This window comes from Devosia naphthalenivorans (assembly GCF_003056355.1).
Lineage (GTDB): Bacteria > Pseudomonadota > Alphaproteobacteria > Rhizobiales > Devosiaceae > Devosia > Devosia naphthalenivorans.
The window spans coordinates 24040-40022 of sequence record NZ_PYVW01000010.1 but is presented as its reverse complement, the minus strand read 5'-3'; the positions used below and the strand labels follow the sequence as shown (position 1 = coordinate 40022).

Genomic DNA, 15983 nt, shown 5'->3' with positions numbered 1-15983 from the left:
AGCTCAGCCGCGCGGCTCGCTGGCCAGCACGAGGGCAGTGTCGGACGGCAGAATCCAGAACTGGTCGGTGTCGATGGGGCGGCGGCCGACGCCGTTATAGCGCGGGTGCTCGCTGGAAAATTCGACCACCCATTTGCGGTCCGGCGGGGGCGCCAGCAACGGTTCGGCCACGACACCGATATGCAGGTCGCGTCCCAGATTAAGCAAGATCAGTCGGTGCCCGGCAAAGTCCGGGGTAAAATAGCGGATGAGGAGCGCGGCGTCCCCGATGACGGCGCCGTCGAAGCGCCGTTCGCTGCGCTGCCCAAAGGCGGGCGTGGCCCGGCGGAGGCGCAGGAGGTCGGTGTGAAAGGCCTGCATCGCCTCATTCCGCTTCGCTTCTTTCCAGTCGAGCTTGCTGTTGTTGAACGTTTCGTCAGCGGCCGGATCAGGCAATTGTTGCTGCATGACGGGATCCTGGACGCTGGGGAAATTGCTCAACGACTTGCGGCGTCCCTCGGCGACTTCCTGCGCGTCCTCGCCTTCAAGCCCGAGGAAGTATTGAAACGGATTGCTGGCGCCGAACTCCTGTCCCTGGAACAGGCAAGGCGTCTGTGGGCCGAGCAGCAGCAGGGTGGAGACGGCGCGTATGCGCGCGCCGGTGGCAAGGTGTGAGAGGCGGAAGCCACGGGCGGAGTTCGCGATCTGATCGTGGTTCTCCAAAAAATGCACGAAATGTTCGAGTGGCTTATCCAGATTATAGGTACCGTACGGCTTTTCGCGCATGTCCGAGCGCTGGCCTTGATATAGAAAGCCATATTTGAGCGCAGACAGCAGTTCCTGCGGCGAACCCAAATAGTCACGGTAATAGAAGTCGTTATGCCCCGTGATGGCGACGCGTGCTGCGTGCTGGAAGTCATCGCTGACGATCGCATCAAGACCATAACCACCCTGCTCGGCAGGATCGATCAGGATGCGATCCTGGGTATGATTTTCGGCGATCACATAGACCGTGCGCGATCCAGCGGCCGAGCGCACGGCCCGGGTGATCTCTGCAATGATGTGATCCTGGCTGCTGTCGAACATGGCCTGGGTGGCGTCCAGCCGCAGCCCGTCGATGTGGTAATCACGCACCCAATGCACGGCGTTCTGGACGATGAAATCGCGCACCGGCGCGCTGTTTTCGCCATCGAAATTGAAGCTGGCGCCCCACTCGTTTTCGTAGCGATCGGTGAAATAGTGCTCGCTATAGTCGCGGAAGCAATCACCCAATCCGACGTGGTTATAGACCACGTCATGGATGACGCCGATGCCGCGCTGGTGCGCCGCATCGATGAAGGCTGCCATGTCCTGTGGGGAGCCATAAGGCGCAAAGGGCGCGTAGGGTAGAACGGTGTCATAGCCCCAGCCGAAACGCCCCTTGAACGTGCCGACCGGCATGATCTGGATCACGGTTATGCCGGTATCGTGCAGGTGGTCGAGCTTGTTCATGGCGGCTCGCCACGTTCCCTCGGGCGTAAAGGTGCCGATGTGCATTTCATAGAGCACCTGATCGAAGCGATCGATGCCGCGCCAGTCATGGTCTGTCCAGTCGAAACGCGTGTCGAGGACCTCCGATGCACCGTCACTGCCGTCGGGCTGGGCACGTGAGGCCAAATCGGGCAGGGCCCGCCCGCCATCCACGCGATAGCGGTAACGGGCTCCTGTCCTCACCCCTTCTACATGGGCGTAGAAATAGCCGTCCCCCACTGCGTCGAGCGCAACGGGGGACATTCCTTCGAGTTCAAGGGTCACCGACGCTTGGCCACCCGCCCACACGCCAAAGCTCGTGCCACTGGCATCGGGAATGGCGCCAAGGCGAGCGGTGGACATGGAGAGCTTTCCTGAAAGAAATTCTACTTGGTGGGTTGTTCTAGCGGCTTGCCCTTAGGATCGTTCACCGGGCGGCCCATGTCATCAATGTTGTCGTCTTCCTGCTGGCCGGGTTGAGCCTCGGTCGGCTTGCTGGAAGGTTTGTCGGATGCAGGCTTTTTATCGGGTGCGGACATGGTCAGGGCCTCTGATTGTGGATGGCGCCGCTTCGATGCGGGCTCAGTGATGATGCTCGGGCATGTCCTTCAACTGGTCTTTGGTCCAGTTGGTTACCGCATGGACATGGCCGGAATCGTCACGCATGAATTCGAGTTGCTGCAGGGGGACCGCAACGGGCTTGGCGCCCATCCCCAGAAAACCGCCCACATCAACCACGACCTGTGTCGCGGCGCCGCTGCCATGCAGGTGCGATACGCTGCCGATCTTGTGGTCCTCCGCGTCGTAGATGGTGGCGCCTTCCAGGTTTGCGGGTGTCAGTTCGGCGGTGGCAAGGCGCGTGTGCTTGGAATGGTCCATTGTCTTGCTCCTTTTTTGGCTGTGCAGGATAACCGTTCAGCCCGGGTTCTGTTCCGCCGGCATTTGCCAGCCTGATCGCCTGATGGGCTCGACACGGGGCTCGGCAAAATGCTGAGATACCGGGAACAACGGCATGACCTTCGGATTTCCTATCCATGCAATTCAAGGTGACAACATCGCGCTATGATCCGGCCGCGCAACGCCTGCACTTCACAGCGTCCGGGGAACGCCTGGGCATCCGGTTCACCGTCGCCTCGCATGTCCGGTGCCTACGGGACCCGGTGACGCCGGACCGGGTCCACCTGGTGGCGCTGGTTGCCCTGACAGACATCTTCAAGCGTCCGTCCGCTTCTGGGCGATAGCCTGTACGGCATATTGATTTTTGGGAGCGGTCAAGAGTTTAGTGGCATTTTTATGGTCGTGGGCGGAACACACGACTGCCCCGGGCATTATTCCTGCACAGGAGGCGATCATGCTGACCATACGCAAGAAACAGAAAATGTGGAATCGGGCGAAGCTGGCAGCGGTCGTAGTTCTTGGCGCCCTCATATTGACGCCGAAGGACATCGACCTTTCCGCTTTCGCCGACTTCAATCCGCTCGTAACCCAGGTGCAGGCCGCGGGTTTATAAGCCAAAACCAGGCCGCTCGAAACGCCCGCCCAGCTTCAAGGCTGAACGGGCGTTTTCCATTGCGTACCAAATGTTAACCGCCAGCGGAGACTGCGGCCATCTGGTGTCGGCAAAATTTGCGGAAGACCCTGCGAAAGAGAGTTTTGCTATTGAAGATGGACAGGATTTCGGCAATGTCACACTCGACATAGGGGACCGTGATTGCCAATTTCCAGCAACGCCTTCGTTCGCTCGACAGCGCTGCTTCTGCTCGTGGGTTTTGTTGCGCTCCTAGCTATAGTGGGCACCACTATCTGGCTGGTCGAGCAGAACCAGAACTACTTCAACATTACCGTCGAGGCACGATCGGCACGAACGGCGGCCATCAATCTGCGCAATGCCATGCAAGACGCCGAGACCGGGCAGCGCGGGTATATGCTGACCGGTGAGCAGAGCTATCTCGAGCCCTATAATGAAGCCGTGCCAAAAATTCCGCAGCTTCTGGAAGAGCTCAAGATCGTGCTGGCCCCCTACCCCGATTCAGTCGCCTCCGTTCGGGAGGTCGAAGGAGCGATCGTGGGCAAGCTGGAGGAAATGAGCCGCACGATCGAGCTGGTGCGCAACGGCCAGAGTGCCGAAGCACTGGCCACGCTGAAGACCGACCAGGGCAAGGCGTTGATGGACAAAGCGCGCGCCTTATTTGATGGCATTATCGATGCCGCAGACCGGCGCATTTCGGACGGCAACAACAATCAGCGGGGTGCCACCAACGCGCTGCGCTGGGTTACCATCATCAGCGCGGTGGTTATTATTGCCGTAGTGGGCGGGTCTGCCTGGACGGTGTTGAGCTACACCCGTGAGCTCGCCTCTGCCCGCCACGAAGTGGAGACCGCCAACTCCAGCCTTGAGGAACGGGTACGCGAGCGCACCTCGGACCTTGGCCGGGCCAATGAAGAAATCCAGCGCTTTGCTTATATCGTGACGCATGACCTGCGCGCGCCGCTGGTCAATATCATGGGCTTTACTAGCGAGCTGGAAACCAGCGTGGGTCTGTTGTCGGACTACATGGCCAAGGCGCCCGAAGCCTCCGACCCGGCCTTTGAAGAAGCGCGGCTGGCCGCGACCGAGGACTTGCCGGAGGCGATCACCTTTATTCGCGCCGCGACCCGGAAAATGGACGGCCTGATCAACGCAATTCTCAAGATTTCCCGCGAGGGAAGGCGCCAGCTCAAGCCCGAAACGATCAACCTGCCGGAATTCATCGAAGCCAATGCCGATGCCGTGCACCATCAGGTGGCCGACACCGATGGAACGGTCAGGTTCGACGTGCAGTTGCCCAAGATCGTGTCGGACAAGCTATCGCTTGAACAGGTGCTGGGAAATCTGCTGGACAACGCCATCAAATACCGCCACCCCGACCGGCCTATCGAGATCGCATTGCGTGCCCGCCAGGCCTTGGGCAATCGCGTGGAGATCACGGTTGAGGACAATGGCCGCGGTATTGCGGACAGCGACCATGAACGCGTGTTCGAGCTGTTCCGCCGCTCGGGCGCACAGAGCCAGCCGGGCGAGGGCATCGGGCTTGCGCATGTGCGCACTCTGGTCCGCAGCCTTGGCGGCGACATCACCCTGCGCTCCAAGCTGGGCGAGGGCACGACATTCACCATTACCCTGCCGCGCGATCTGCGCAGCCATCTCGGGAGACAAACCGCATGAGTAATGACGGCAAGCCGGTTACCATCATCATGATCGAGGACGATGAAGGCCATGCACGCCTCATCGAGAAGAACATCCGCCGCGCCGGGGTGAGCAACCAGATCATCCCCTTCACCAATGGCACCGATGCGCTGGCCTTCCTGATGGGGCCCGACGGCACGGGCGAGAGCAACAAGGGCCGGCAATTGCTGGTGCTGCTCGATCTCAACCTGCCCGACATGACGGGCGTGGACATTCTGGAGAAGGTCAAGGGCAACGAGCACACCCGCCGTTCGCCTGTCGTGGTGCTAACCACCACCGATGACCAGCGCGAAATCCAGCGCTGCTATGATCTGGGCGCCAATGTCTACATAACCAAGCCGGTTGACTATGACGGGTTCGCTAATGCGATCCGCCAGCTCGGCCTGTTCTTTTCGGTCATGCAGGTTCCGGAAACCGAATAATCCATGCTCAATCGCGCCCCTCGCGTGCTCTACATCGACGACGATCCAGGCTTGGCACGCCTCGTGCAGAAAGGCATGGAGCGGCGCGGCTTCCTGTTTGAACACGCGGAAAATGGCGAAGACGGACTGGCGCGTATCGGCAAGGGCGGCATCGACGTGGTGGCGCTGGACCACTATCTGCCCACGGGAACGGGCCTCCATGTGCTGGCGCAGATGGAGGACATCGCGGATCGGCCGGCCGTGGTCTATGTCACGGGGAGCGTCGAAACTGCGGTGGCGGTGGCCGCCCTCAAGGCTGGCGCCGACGACTATGTCCTGAAAACCGTCGATGATGATTTCATCGAACTTCTGGTGACCGCAGTCGAGCATGCGGTCGAAATGCTTTCGCTTAACCGTGCCAAGGCGCAGGCCGAGCAGGAGATGCGCGAAGCGCGCGAGCGGGCCGAGGTGATGCTGGGCGAAGTCAATCACCGGGTCGCCAACAGCCTTGCCATGGTATCGGCACTGGTCGGCTTGCAGGCAAATGCGATCAAGAACGAGGAGGCCAAGAGCGCGCTGGCGGAGACACAGGCGCGCATTCAGGCCATAGCGGAGGTGCACCGGCACCTCTACACCACGGACGATGTTCGGTCAGTCAATCTGGGCGATTACCTGCAAAGCCTCGCGGCCGAACTAGAGACGACCATGCAGGCCAAACAGGCGACCACAAGGATCATCGTGAGCGTGCAAAGTGTGGCCATCCCGACCGAGAAGGCTGCTTCAGTGGGCGTGATCGTTACCGAACTGGTCACCAACGCGCTCAAATACGCCTATGCAGAGGGCCAGATCGGGGAGATCCGCATCGATCTCAGCCGGGCGGAGGGTCAGAGCATCAGCCTCGTGGTCGAGGACGATGGCATCGGCTGGGATGGAACTGGCGCCCCCAAGGGCACCGGGCTGGGCAGCCGCATTGTCAAGGCCATGGCCGCCAGCCTGGGCGCCACGGTGAGCTATGCCAACAAGCTGCCGGGCACACAGGTCGGGGTGCAGTTTCCGGTGTAAAGTCCAGAGCCCGACGAAGCCTGCTACCTAACTCCGCAGACCCGGCGCTTCCTGGCCAGTGCTTTGCACATATTCGGTGTAGCCGCCGCCATAGGCGTGCACGCCTTGGGGCGTCAGCTCCAGCACGCGATTGGAAAGCGCGGCCAGGAAATGGCGGTCGTGGCTGACGAAGAGCATCGTGCCTTCGTATTGCGAGAGCGCGGAAATCAGCATTTCCTTGGTGGCGATATCGAGGTGGTTGGTGGGTTCGTCCAGCACCAGGAAGTTCGGTGGATCGAACAGCATGATCGCCATCACCAGCCGCGCCTTTTCGCCACCCGACAGCACCCGGCATTTCTTCTCGATCTCGTCGCCCGAAAAGCCGAAGCATCCGGCAAGAGCGCGCAGGGGCGCCTGCCCGGCCTGGGGGAAGCTATCCTGCAATTGCTCGAACACGGTGCGGTCACCATCGAGGACGTCCATGGCATGCTGGGCGAAATAGCCCATCTTGACGCTGGGGCCGCGCGCGACGGAGCCGTCATCGGGCTTTGACTCGCCGGCCACCAGCTTGAGCAGGGTGGACTTACCGGCGCCATTGATGCCCATGATGCACCAGCGTTCGCGGCGACGGACCTGGAAATCCAGCCCCTGATAGATGGTGCGCTCGCCATAGCTCTTGTGCACGTTTTTCATGACCACGACGTCCTCGCCCGAACGGGGCGGCGCGCGGAATTCGAATTCCACGACCTGACGGCGCTTGGGTGGCTCGACGCGGTCGATCTTGTCGAGCTTCTTGACCCGGCTCTGCACCTGCGCGGCGTGGGAGGCACGCGCCTTAAAGCGGGCAATGAAGTCCAGTTCCTTGGCAAGCATGGCCTGCTGGCGCTCGAATTGTGCCTGCTGGTTCTTGTCGGCAATGGCGCGTTGCTGCTGATAGAATTCGTAGTCGCCGGTATAGCTGGTCAGCGTGCCGGCATCGATCTCGATGATCTTGTTGATGATGCGGTTCATGAACTCGCGATCGTGCGAGGTCATCAGCAGGGCGCCGGAATAGTTCTTGAGGAAGGCTTCGAGCCAGATCAGGCTTTCAAGATCCAGATGGTTGCTGGGCTCGTCGAGCAACAGCACGTCGGGCCGCATCAGCAGGATACGAGCAAGCGCCACGCGCATCTTCCAGCCGCCCGAGAGCGCGCCGACATCGCCATCCATCGTCGTCTGGCTGAAGCCCAGGCCATCGAGCACTTCGCGGGCGCGGCCGTCGAGCGAATAGCCGTCCAGTTCCTCGAATCGCCCCTGCACCTCGCCATAGCGGTTGATGATCTCGTCCATCTCGTCTGCACGATCGGGGTCGCCCATGGCGGCTTCGAGTTCGGCCATTTCCCGCATCAGTTCGCTGACCGGGCCAGCACCATCCATGACTTCCGCCACCACACTACGGCCAGCCATCTCGCCCACATCCTGGCTGAAATAACCGATGGTGACGCCGCGATCGACGGAGACCTGACCTTCGTCGGGAGCTTCCTCGCCAGTGATCATGCGGAAGAGCGTAGTCTTGCCGGCCCCATTGGGGCCAACCAGGCCGACTTTTTCGCCCTTCTGCAAAGCGGCCGATGCTTCGATGAAGACAATCTGCTTGCCGTTTTGCTTACCGATGGATTCAAGGCGGATCATATGAGGGGGCAACCTGAGAGAGCGGGCGAAAAGGAGATGCGCCCCTAAAAGCATCCATGCCCTGCCCGCACAAGGGCCCATCCGGCGCGGCAGCCATGCCGAACCGGAAACGTGATGCTTCACGGGTTGCGAACAAAACCAGAATAGAGTTGCCTGACGCGACCGCTCAGGAACCGATTCGTTGCTCGCCAGCCTCAATTATCTCGACAAGCTCAATACCGAGCAGCGCCGCGCCGTGGAGCATGGCGTGGGCCAGAGCCAACCTGGGCCATTGCTGGTGATCGCCGGGGCGGGGTCGGGCAAGACCAATACGCTTGCTCATCGCGTGGCGCACCTTATCGTCAATGGCGCCGATCCGCGCCGTATCCTGCTGATGACCTTTTCGCGCCGCGCGGCAAGCGAGATGAGCCGCCGCGTCGAGCGCATCGCCGCCCAGGTGATGGGCACGAGTTCGGGCGCAGTCGTGGATGCGCTGCATTGGGCGGGGACCTTTCACGGCATCGGCGCGCGATTGCTGCGCGAACATGCCACCCAGATCGGGCTCGATCAGGCCTTCACCATTCACGACCGGGAAGACTCGGCCGATCTGATGAACCTCTTGCGGCACGAACTTGGCCTATCTGAAGCCCAGAGCCGGTTTCCGACCAAGGGAACGTGCCTTGCGATTTATTCGCGCGTGGTCAACGCGCAGGGCGATCTGGAAGACATCCTCAAGAATACTTTCCCCTGGTGCGCCATGTGGCCGGGCGAATTGCGGACGCTCTTTGCCGCCTATGTGGAAGCCAAGCAGGCGCAGAACGTGCTCGATTATGATGATCTGCTGCTCTATTGGGCCGGCATGATGGCTGACCCGGGCGTGGCGGCGGATGTGTCCGCGCGGTTCGATCATGTGCTGGTGGATGAGTACCAGGACACCAACAAGCTTCAATCCTCGGTTCTGCTGGCGCTGAAGCCACAAGGTCATGGACTGACGGTGGTGGGCGATGATGCGCAATCGATCTATTCGTTTCGCGCTGCAACGGTCCGTAATATCCTCGACTTCCCGCAGGCATTTACGCCGCCGGCAGAGATCATTACGCTCGATCGCAATTACCGCTCGACCCAACCGATCCTAGAGGCTGCCAATGCGGTGATCGATCTCGCCAGCGAGCGCTTCACCAAGAACCTCTGGACGGAGCGGCAATCTGACGCCAAGCCGCTGCTGGTGACAGTGCGCGACGAGGCCGACCAGGCGCGCTATGTCATCCATAAGGTGCTCGAAGCGCGAGAGGGTGGCACGCCGCTCAAGCAACAGGCCGTGTTGTTCCGAACCTCCAGCCATTCGGGGCCGCTCGAGATCGAGCTGACGCGGCGCAACATTCCGTTCGTCAAGTTTGGGGGGCTCAAATTCCTCGATGCTGCCCACATCAAGGATTTGCTCGCCATTCTGCGCTGGGTGGAAAACCCGCGAGACCGGGTGGCGGGGTTCCGCGTGCTGCAATTGCTGCCCGGCATTGGCCCCGCTTCTGCCGGCAAGGTGCTTGACGCCGTGGCCACCGGGCCTGATCCGGTTTGGGCGCTGAGCGAGGTTCCGACGCCGCCGCGCGTTGGCGATGGCTGGGCTGGGCTTGTGGAACTGGTTGGCAAGCTCGCCCGGCGTGACGCAGGCTGGCCCTCGGAACTGGGCTATGCCCGTCTCTGGTATGAACCGCTGATGGAGCATGCCTATGAGGATGCCATGGTGCGGCAGGCCGATATTCTGCAGTTGGAGCAGATCGCTGCAGGCTATCCGAGCCGCGAACGGTTCCTGACGGAGTTGACGCTTGATCCGCCCGATGCGACGTCCGACCAGTCCGGCGTGCCGCTGCTGGACGAGGATTATCTGGTTCTTTCGACCGTTCACTCCGCCAAGGGGCAGGAGTGGAAGGCGGTCCATGTCCTCAACGTGGTGGATGGCTGCATGCCGTCCGATCTGGGCACCGGCACCGCCCATGAGCTCGATGAGGAACGGCGCCTGCTTTATGTGGCGATGACGCGGGCGCGTGACGAGCTGAACCTCATCGTGCCGCAGCGCTTCTTTGTGACACAACAGTCACGACATGGGGACCGGCATCTTTATGCGCAGCGCTCGCGCTTCATTCCACGCACCATGGTGCCGCTGTTCGAAGACATCCTGTGGCCACCGGTCAAGCCCGCCTATATCGAAGGGCTCTCCCCTGCCCCGGCACGCATGGACATCACAGCGCAGATGCGCGGCATGTGGAGCAAGTAGCCCGCTATTCCGCCGGCTCTTCGCCCAGTTGCTTTTGCCACAGCGTTGCCGCTTGTTTGGCGGGCTCGGGCGGCAATTCATACGGACTATGCGGCGACTTGAACCAGTGGAAGGGCTGTCGGGCCAGTTCCACCGCAGCGCGGATGGTGGCGATGCCGATCAGCGCCCAATAAACCGGCAATAGCAGTTGCACCCAGACGAGATCGGGCCGATTGGCGCGGCGCAGGCCAAGGATAGTGACGGCGAAGGCGCTGCCGAGCCCCAGCGCCAGGAACCCGCCATATAGGGCAGCCCAGCCGACCCAATCCGTCCAGGGCGGCAGGCCGCGAAGAGCTTCAAACGCGGTGACGACGATAAACCCCAGGAAAAGGATGGGCGAGGTGATGAGGCCTAGCACCAGCACTTCGAAGCCAAGCGCCGCCCGCCATCCCATCTCGCGAACCAGCGTGCGCGGGCGCAGATTGTGGACGATAAAGGTCTGCATCCAGCCCTTCATCCAGCGTGTCCGCTGGCCCAGCCAAGGGCGCAGGCGCGTTGGTGCAGCTTCGCGGGTGCGGGAATCCAGCGTATCGACGTCCATGCGCAGCCGAGCCAGGCGCATGCCGATATCGGCGTCTTCGGTGACGTTGTAGGCGTCCCAGCCACCAATCCGGCGCAGCGCGGAGATACGGAAATGGTTGGAGGTACCGCCCAGAGGCATGGGCAATTGCCAATTTGCCAGCGCCGGCAACAGCACGCCGAAGAGGCCGGCATATTCGCCTGCAAATAGCGCCGCCAACCAATTGGTGTGGCCGTTGGCGATCACGAGGCGCGCCTGCAGGCATGCCATTTCGGGCTCTTGCTGGAACCGCAACGCGGCTTTCCAGAGCTGGTCGGGATCGGGAATGTCCTCGGCATCGAAGACGACGACGAACTCGCCACGGCACAGAGGCAGCGCATAGTTGATCGCCTTGGGCTTGGTATAGGGCTTGGCGTCGACGACCCGCACGATGGAGAAGCGGGCGTCACCAAGCCGCTCCTCGACCGCCGCAATCGTGCCGGGGGAGCGGGTTTCAACGACGAACTTGATATCGAGCCGCTCTGGTGGATAGTCGATGCGTGCCATGGCGGCAAACAATTGCGGCACCATGGCCTGCTCGTCCCGCAGAGGGATCAGCACCGAATAGATGGGCAGTTCCGCATCGGGCGGTCGGCGGGGACGGCGTTGGCGCTTCAGCGGTGTACGCAAGGCCGCAAGACGGATCAGCGAAGGCCCGATCAGAACGCAAATGGCGAGCGGCAGCAGCCAGCCTTGCGCCAGGTAGGGCGCCGCCAGCACCAGCGACAGCAGCAAGACCAGCAGGGCGATAAAGCCGTAGCGCGCTTGCTTGGTGAGCGTGAGCTGAGCGGTGGCAAAGGGCCATTTACGGGTCAGCGTCTGCCGGGCGGAATGGGTCAGGGCCATGCTCGAGCAGCGCGCCAGATAATCCTGCAGGGTCGCCTTCGTGACCAGGATCGGGCGCGATCCTGACTGGAATTTCTGGTCTTTTAGCCGGAGCACGTCAAGGAATTCCGGCGCGGTATAGATCCAGCGCCGCTCAGCAGTTTCAACACTGACGAGCTTGGTGCTGGCAATGGCCTCCAGCCGATCGGGCGATATCGCACGCTCGAAAGCTGCCGGGATAATTTGTGCGAAATCCAGCCCTGCCCATTCGGCTGCCCGCTCCATCACCTGCGCCTCGCCCATCTGCAGGCGTGCCGCGCAATAGCCGAGCGGATCTACTTCCAGCTCGAGTGCCGTATCCAGCAGCCGCGTGGCGCTTGCTGCATCGGGGCAGTATTCCGCCACAACGGCCTGAATGAGCGCGCTTGCGTCCGACACGTCTAAGGCCGGCGCCGCAAGCCAGCACCCGAGATGCTCGGATGGCGTGCCTCAGCTGTGCTGCGCTGGGCCAGTTTGGCCCGTGAAGAAAAGGCTGCAGACGTCGGAAGATGCCGCCGCCCATCGCGTCGATAGGTCGTCATGCGTCCTATCGGCCCCATGCGAAGGTGCGACGCAGGAATGCTCCCACGACCTTCCGAAGAAAGTTGCCTGCAGCAAGTTTGTGATGATGAAAAACAGCAGGGAACGGAATAGCCAGCAGATCGAACTGCCGCGGCCGTTATCTTCGCGCCAGACGCACGCCAGAAACTCATTACATGCGCCTACACGAAGACTCGGCATCCAGAAGCCCCCGCCTGGATACTTACGAATAAATACTGACTAAATTCTCATCATTGTGCAAGCGTTTGATTTACTATGGTTAACCCAGAACGGCAAAAAGCCGCCCCTTGAGGGCGGCTTTCAAGACTGGAACAGCGGCTCTAGTTGCTCGCGTCGAACTGGTGCGGATTAAAGCGGTAAGCGGTCGAACAGAATTCGCACACCACTTCGATTTCCCCGTCGACTGCCATTTCCTGGCGATCTTCGGCGGTGAAACTGGTGGCCAGCAGGTCCTCGATGCGGTCCGCCGAACACATGCAGCGTTCCACCATTGGCAGGGGCGTGAACACGCGCACGCCGGTTTCGTGGTAGAGCCGGAACAGCAGGCGCTCCGAGGTCAGGTCGGGATCGGCCAGTTCCAGATCGTCCAGCGTCGCCAGCAGGGTCTTGGCTTCGGTCCAGCCGTCGGCTTCGGAGAAATGCGGGTCAGCCGTTTCGGGGTTGTCGAAATTGCCGTCGCCCGGCAGGTCCGCCATGTGCGACATGCCGTGTTCGGGCAGATGCTGGATCAGCACGCCACCGGCACGCCAATGGGGGCGATGATCGCCCTTCCTGGTGAACTCGGCGACAGCCAGGCGCACCTGGGTCGGGATCTGCTCGGACTGCATGAAATAGGTATGCGCCACTTCCTCAAGCGAATCGCCTTCCAGCGCAACAATGCCCTGGTAGCGTTCGGTGTTGGGACCCTGGTCGATGGTCATGGCCAGATGACCCTTGCCCAGCAGTTCGCCCGGGCGGGTCTTGCCTTCCTCGGCGGCCTTGACCAGGGCATCATGGTCAAAGCGGGCATAGCCGCGCAGGCCATCGGGGGCGTCGAAATCCACCACCAGCAGATTTACCGGGCCATCGGTCTGGGTCTGCATGATGAAGCGGCCCTCGAACTTGAGGGACGAGCCGATCAGCGCGGCCAGAACCACAGCTTCGCCCAGCAGGCGAGCGACCGGCGCGGGATAGTTGTGGCGTGACAGGATGGTGTCGAGCGCATCGCCCAGGCGCACGCTGCGACCGCGGGTGTCGAGCTTATCCAGGGTAAAGGGAACGACGGCATCGTCGCCGCTCTCCGGGCGGTCGAGCCCGAGGGAGCTCATCAGGTTCTCGGTCATGGTCGTATCCGTCGTCATTCTCTCGGCTTTCTTGAGGCTAACCCCTCAAGGCGAAACGCACCACAAAATCACGTAACACCCACCGCGTCATTCCCGCGCAAGCGAGAACCTCTGTTCCGTTCAAATCAAACGGAGGTCCCCGCTTGCGCGGGGATGACATTGTGGGTGTTGCAACATCAGTGGCAGCGGGTAAATCCGCTAGTTAACGTCGACCCCGAAGGCCCAGCACAGTATGGCTTTTTGGGCATGCAGGCGGTTTTCGGCCTCGTCGAACACTACCGAGCGGGGACCATCGATCACTTCGTCGGTCACCTCGTCGCCGCGATGGGCGGGCAGGCAGTGCATGAAAAGGGCGTCCTTGTCCGCCAAGTCCATCAAAGTGGTATTGACCTGATAGGGTTTCAAGACCCGCCGGCGCTCGGCTGCATCCACGTCCCCCATGGACACCCAGGTGTCGGCAATGACCAGATCGGCGTTCTCCACGGCTTCGCGCGGATCCTCGATCAGCTTGACCCATTTACCGGCCTTGCGGATGTCTTCCATAAGGTCCTTCTCGGGCCAATATTCATCGGGCACCGCAACGGTCAATTCGCACTCGAACAACTCGGCCGCATTGACCCAGGAATGAAGCACATTGTTGCTGTCGCCAACCCAGGCGACCTTGGCGCCCTTGATGTTGCCGCGATGCTCTTCAAAGGTCATGAGGTCCGCCATGACCTGGCAGGGATGGGCACGGCGCGTCAGGCCATTGATTACCGGCACGGTGGAGCCCTCGGATAGCTCCACAAGGTCGGCGTGGCTGAGAATGCGGATCATGATGGCATCGACATAGCGGCTCATAACCCGGCCGGTATCGAGGAGAGTTTCCTCGCGGGCCAACTGCATTTCCTGACCGGAGAGCATGATGGTTTCGCCGCCGAGCTGGCGCATGCCAACGTCGAACGATACGCGGGTGCGGGTGGACTGCCGCTCGAAGATCATGGCGAGCACCTTGTCGGCCAGGAGCCGGGGGCGGTCGCCCTCCTTGAGGCGCTGCTTGAGCGATGAGGCAGCGTTGAGCATGCCGCGCAGTTCAGAATAATCGAAATCGTCGAGATTGAGAAAATGCCGTGGGGTGCCGGTCGAAGTCATGGGCCGGGTTCCTTTTATGACGCTTTGAATATGATGGGTCGCTAGGCCTCCCCCTCAGGGAGGAGGAAACAAACCGCGTCGCCGGCGCCCAAAATGATAGAAGGTGAGAGCCATCAGCCGGCCGCTGCGACGGTGGCTGTTTCCGCTTCGATGGCGTCGAAGGCCGCCGAAAGCTTGTCCATCGCTTCCTCGATATCGGCTTCGGTGACGATCAGCGGCGGGATCAGGCGCAGCACATTGTCACCTGCCCCGATGGCGAGAAACTGATGGTCGTCACGCAGCCGTGCCACGAAATCGCGCACTGGCGGGGTGATCTTGATGCCAGCCAGCAGGCCCTTGCCGCGCAGTTCAAGCACGTAGTCAGGATATTTCTGAGCCAGTTGCTGCAGATGCCAGGCAAGCTTCTGGCCCATCTGGTTGACGTGGTCGATGAAGCCGGGCGCGAGGATGCGGTCGAGTACGGCGTTGCCGACAGCACTCGCCAGCGGGTTACCGCCATAGGTCGAGCCGTGCGTGCCGGGCACCATGGATGCAGCCACATCGCCCTTGGCAAGGCACGCACCCAGCGGGAAGCCGCCGCCGATGGCCTTGGCCACGGCCACGATATCGGGCGTGATGCCTGACCATTCAAAGGCAAAGAACCGGCCGGTCCGGCCATAGCCACATTGCACTTCGTCAAGGATCAGCAGCATGCCATGCTCATCGCACAGCGCGCGCAACCCTTGCATGAATTCGGGGGTCATTGCCGTTACGCCGCCCTCGCCCTGCACGGTTTCGATCAGGATCGCGCAGGTTTGCGGGGTGATCAGCGAGCGGACAGCGTCGAGATTGCCTGGCGCAGTGTGCTTGAAGCCCGGCATCGGCGGACCAAAGCCTTCGAGGTACCCGGGGTTCCCACCGGCCGCGATGGTGCCCATGGTGCGGCCGTGGAAAGAGCCGGTGAAGGCGATGATCTCGTAGCGATCCTTCTCGCCCTTGGCCCAGAAATAGTGCCGCGCCGTCTTGATGGCGCATTCGAGTGCCTCGGCACCTGAATTGGTGAAGAACACCGAGTCCGCGAAGGTCGCATCGACGAGGCGTTGCCCCAGCCGCTCCTGCTCGGGAATGGTGAACACGTTGGACGTATGCCAGACCTTTTCGGCGGCTGATTTCAGCGCCGATGTGATATGTTCGTCGCCATGGCCCAGCGCGTTCACCGCAATGCCGGAATGGAAATCGAGATACTCTCGGCCATGCTGGTCATACAGGCGCATACCCTGCCCCCGCTCGAAAGCGAGTTCAGACCGGGCGTATGTGCCGTAGAGCGCGGACATGGGATTTCCTTACCAATATCGAGGGTTCAGACCAGCGTGGCAATCGCGCCACAAATGGCAAAAACGCGCTATTGCGCAGCGCGTTTTCAGGGATGGAGTTAGGCCGAATTCGCGCA

At 61.5% G+C, this 15983-nt stretch carries 14 protein-coding genes; 6 read left to right on the top strand and 8 right to left on the bottom strand.

From position 1 onward, the window contains the following. Nucleotides 1-3: 3 nt before the first annotated feature. Genes treZ through C8264_RS13200 form a run of 3 tightly spaced genes read right to left on the bottom strand, consistent with a single transcriptional unit; the run spans nucleotide 4 to nucleotide 2367 of the window. Nucleotides 4-1851, bottom strand: coding sequence for a malto-oligosyltrehalose trehalohydrolase (gene treZ, locus C8264_RS13205; RefSeq protein WP_108461457.1), 1848 nt, complete (start codon nucleotides 1849-1851; stop codon nucleotides 4-6). Nucleotides 1852-1874: 23 nt separating this feature from the next. After that, entirely contained in the window at nucleotides 1875-2027 is a 153-nt protein-coding gene (locus C8264_RS22185; RefSeq protein WP_162783631.1) for a hypothetical protein, read from the bottom strand. A gap of 43 nt (nucleotides 2028-2070) precedes the next feature. Beyond that, on the bottom strand, nucleotides 2071-2367 hold the full coding sequence (locus tag C8264_RS13200; protein WP_108461456.1) for a PRC-barrel domain-containing protein: 297 nt from the start codon (nucleotides 2365-2367) through the stop codon (nucleotides 2071-2073). A gap of 155 nt (nucleotides 2368-2522) precedes the next feature. Between C8264_RS13200 and C8264_RS13195 the strand changes: the two genes are divergently transcribed. The 5 genes from C8264_RS13195 to C8264_RS13175 all read left to right on the top strand — a co-directional run bounded on the left by C8264_RS13195 (nucleotide 2523) and on the right by C8264_RS13175 (nucleotide 6177). Next, nucleotides 2523-2729: a hypothetical protein gene (locus C8264_RS13195; RefSeq protein WP_108461455.1), complete on the top strand. Its 207-nt coding sequence runs from the start codon at nucleotides 2523-2525 to the stop codon at nucleotides 2727-2729. Between the two features lie 110 nt (nucleotides 2730-2839). Further along, a complete protein-coding gene (locus C8264_RS22180; RefSeq protein ID WP_162783630.1) occupies nucleotides 2840-2998 on the top strand; it encodes a hypothetical protein in 159 nt (52 codons plus the stop codon). Nucleotides 2999-3199: 201 nt separating this feature from the next. Beyond that, nucleotides 3200-4693 carry a sensor histidine kinase gene (locus C8264_RS13185; protein WP_108461453.1) on the top strand — a complete coding sequence of 498 codons (1494 nt, stop codon included), beginning with the start codon at nucleotides 3200-3202 and terminating at the stop codon, nucleotides 4691-4693. Beyond that, nucleotides 4690-5136, top strand: coding sequence for a response regulator (locus tag C8264_RS13180; RefSeq protein ID WP_108461452.1), 447 nt, complete (start codon nucleotides 4690-4692; stop codon nucleotides 5134-5136). The genes C8264_RS13185 and C8264_RS13180 overlap by 4 nt, the downstream gene beginning before the upstream one ends. Before the next feature lie 3 nt (nucleotides 5137-5139). Then, the gene (locus C8264_RS13175) at nucleotides 5140-6177 is read left to right on the top strand and encodes a sensor histidine kinase (RefSeq protein WP_108461451.1); all 1038 of its coding nucleotides are present in this window, start codon (nucleotides 5140-5142) and stop codon (nucleotides 6175-6177) included. Between the two features lie 27 nt (nucleotides 6178-6204). On the opposite strand, the gene C8264_RS13170 is transcribed toward C8264_RS13175, so the two are convergent. Continuing rightward, complete coding sequence (locus C8264_RS13170; protein ID WP_108461450.1) at nucleotides 6205-7827, bottom strand: ABC-F family ATP-binding cassette domain-containing protein; 1623 nt, start codon at nucleotides 7825-7827, stop codon at nucleotides 6205-6207. A 181-nt stretch (nucleotides 7828-8008) separates the two neighbouring features. Here C8264_RS13170 and C8264_RS13165 point away from each other — a divergent pair, with 181 nt between their 5' ends. Then, a complete protein-coding gene (locus tag C8264_RS13165) occupies nucleotides 8009-10078 on the top strand; it encodes an ATP-dependent helicase (protein WP_108461449.1) in 2070 nt (689 codons plus the stop codon). 4 nt (nucleotides 10079-10082) lie between these two features. Here the strand turns inward: C8264_RS13165 and C8264_RS13160 are convergent, their stop codons facing one another. From C8264_RS13160 to C8264_RS13145, 4 genes are all read right to left on the bottom strand, one after another. Continuing rightward, on the bottom strand, nucleotides 10083-11939 hold the full coding sequence (locus C8264_RS13160) for a glycosyltransferase family 2 protein (protein ID WP_108461448.1): 1857 nt from the start codon (nucleotides 11937-11939) through the stop codon (nucleotides 10083-10085). 482 nt (nucleotides 11940-12421) lie between these two features. Further along, nucleotides 12422-13423: an Hsp33 family molecular chaperone gene (locus C8264_RS13155; protein ID WP_108461549.1), complete on the bottom strand. Its 1002-nt coding sequence runs from the start codon at nucleotides 13421-13423 to the stop codon at nucleotides 12422-12424. A gap of 198 nt (nucleotides 13424-13621) precedes the next feature. Next, complete coding sequence (argF, locus tag C8264_RS13150) at nucleotides 13622-14554, bottom strand: ornithine carbamoyltransferase (protein WP_108461447.1); 933 nt, start codon at nucleotides 14552-14554, stop codon at nucleotides 13622-13624. A 113-nt stretch (nucleotides 14555-14667) separates the two neighbouring features. Beyond that, nucleotides 14668-15867, bottom strand: coding sequence for an aspartate aminotransferase family protein (locus C8264_RS13145; RefSeq protein ID WP_108461446.1), 1200 nt, complete (start codon nucleotides 15865-15867; stop codon nucleotides 14668-14670). Between the last annotated feature and the right edge of the window lie 116 nt (nucleotides 15868-15983).

Excerpts from the sequence above, each read along its gene's own strand:
- treZ (WP_108461457.1), bottom strand. The coding sequence starts at position 1,851 with ATGTCCACCGCTCGCCTTGGCGCCATTCCCGATGCCAGTGGCACGAGC.
- C8264_RS22185 (WP_162783631.1), bottom strand. The coding sequence starts at position 2,027 with ATGTCCGCACCCGATAAAAAGCCTGCATCCGACAAACCTTCCAGCAAG.
- C8264_RS13200 (WP_108461456.1), bottom strand. The coding sequence starts at position 2,367 with ATGGACCATTCCAAGCACACGCGCCTTGCCACCGCCGAACTGACACCC.
- C8264_RS13195 (WP_108461455.1), top strand. The coding sequence starts at position 2,523 with ATGCAATTCAAGGTGACAACATCGCGCTATGATCCGGCCGCGCAACGC.
- C8264_RS22180 (WP_162783630.1), top strand. The coding sequence starts at position 2,840 with ATGCTGACCATACGCAAGAAACAGAAAATGTGGAATCGGGCGAAGCTG.
- C8264_RS13180 (WP_108461452.1), top strand. The coding sequence starts at position 4,690 with ATGAGTAATGACGGCAAGCCGGTTACCATCATCATGATCGAGGACGAT.
- C8264_RS13175 (WP_108461451.1), top strand. The coding sequence starts at position 5,140 with ATGCTCAATCGCGCCCCTCGCGTGCTCTACATCGACGACGATCCAGGC.
- C8264_RS13170 (WP_108461450.1), bottom strand. The coding sequence starts at position 7,827 with ATGATCCGCCTTGAATCCATCGGTAAGCAAAACGGCAAGCAGATTGTC.
- C8264_RS13155 (WP_108461549.1), bottom strand. The coding sequence starts at position 13,423 with ATGACCGAGAACCTGATGAGCTCCCTCGGGCTCGACCGCCCGGAGAGC.
- argF (WP_108461447.1), bottom strand. The coding sequence starts at position 14,554 with ATGACTTCGACCGGCACCCCACGGCATTTTCTCAATCTCGACGATTTC.
- C8264_RS13145 (WP_108461446.1), bottom strand. The coding sequence starts at position 15,867 with ATGTCCGCGCTCTACGGCACATACGCCCGGTCTGAACTCGCTTTCGAG.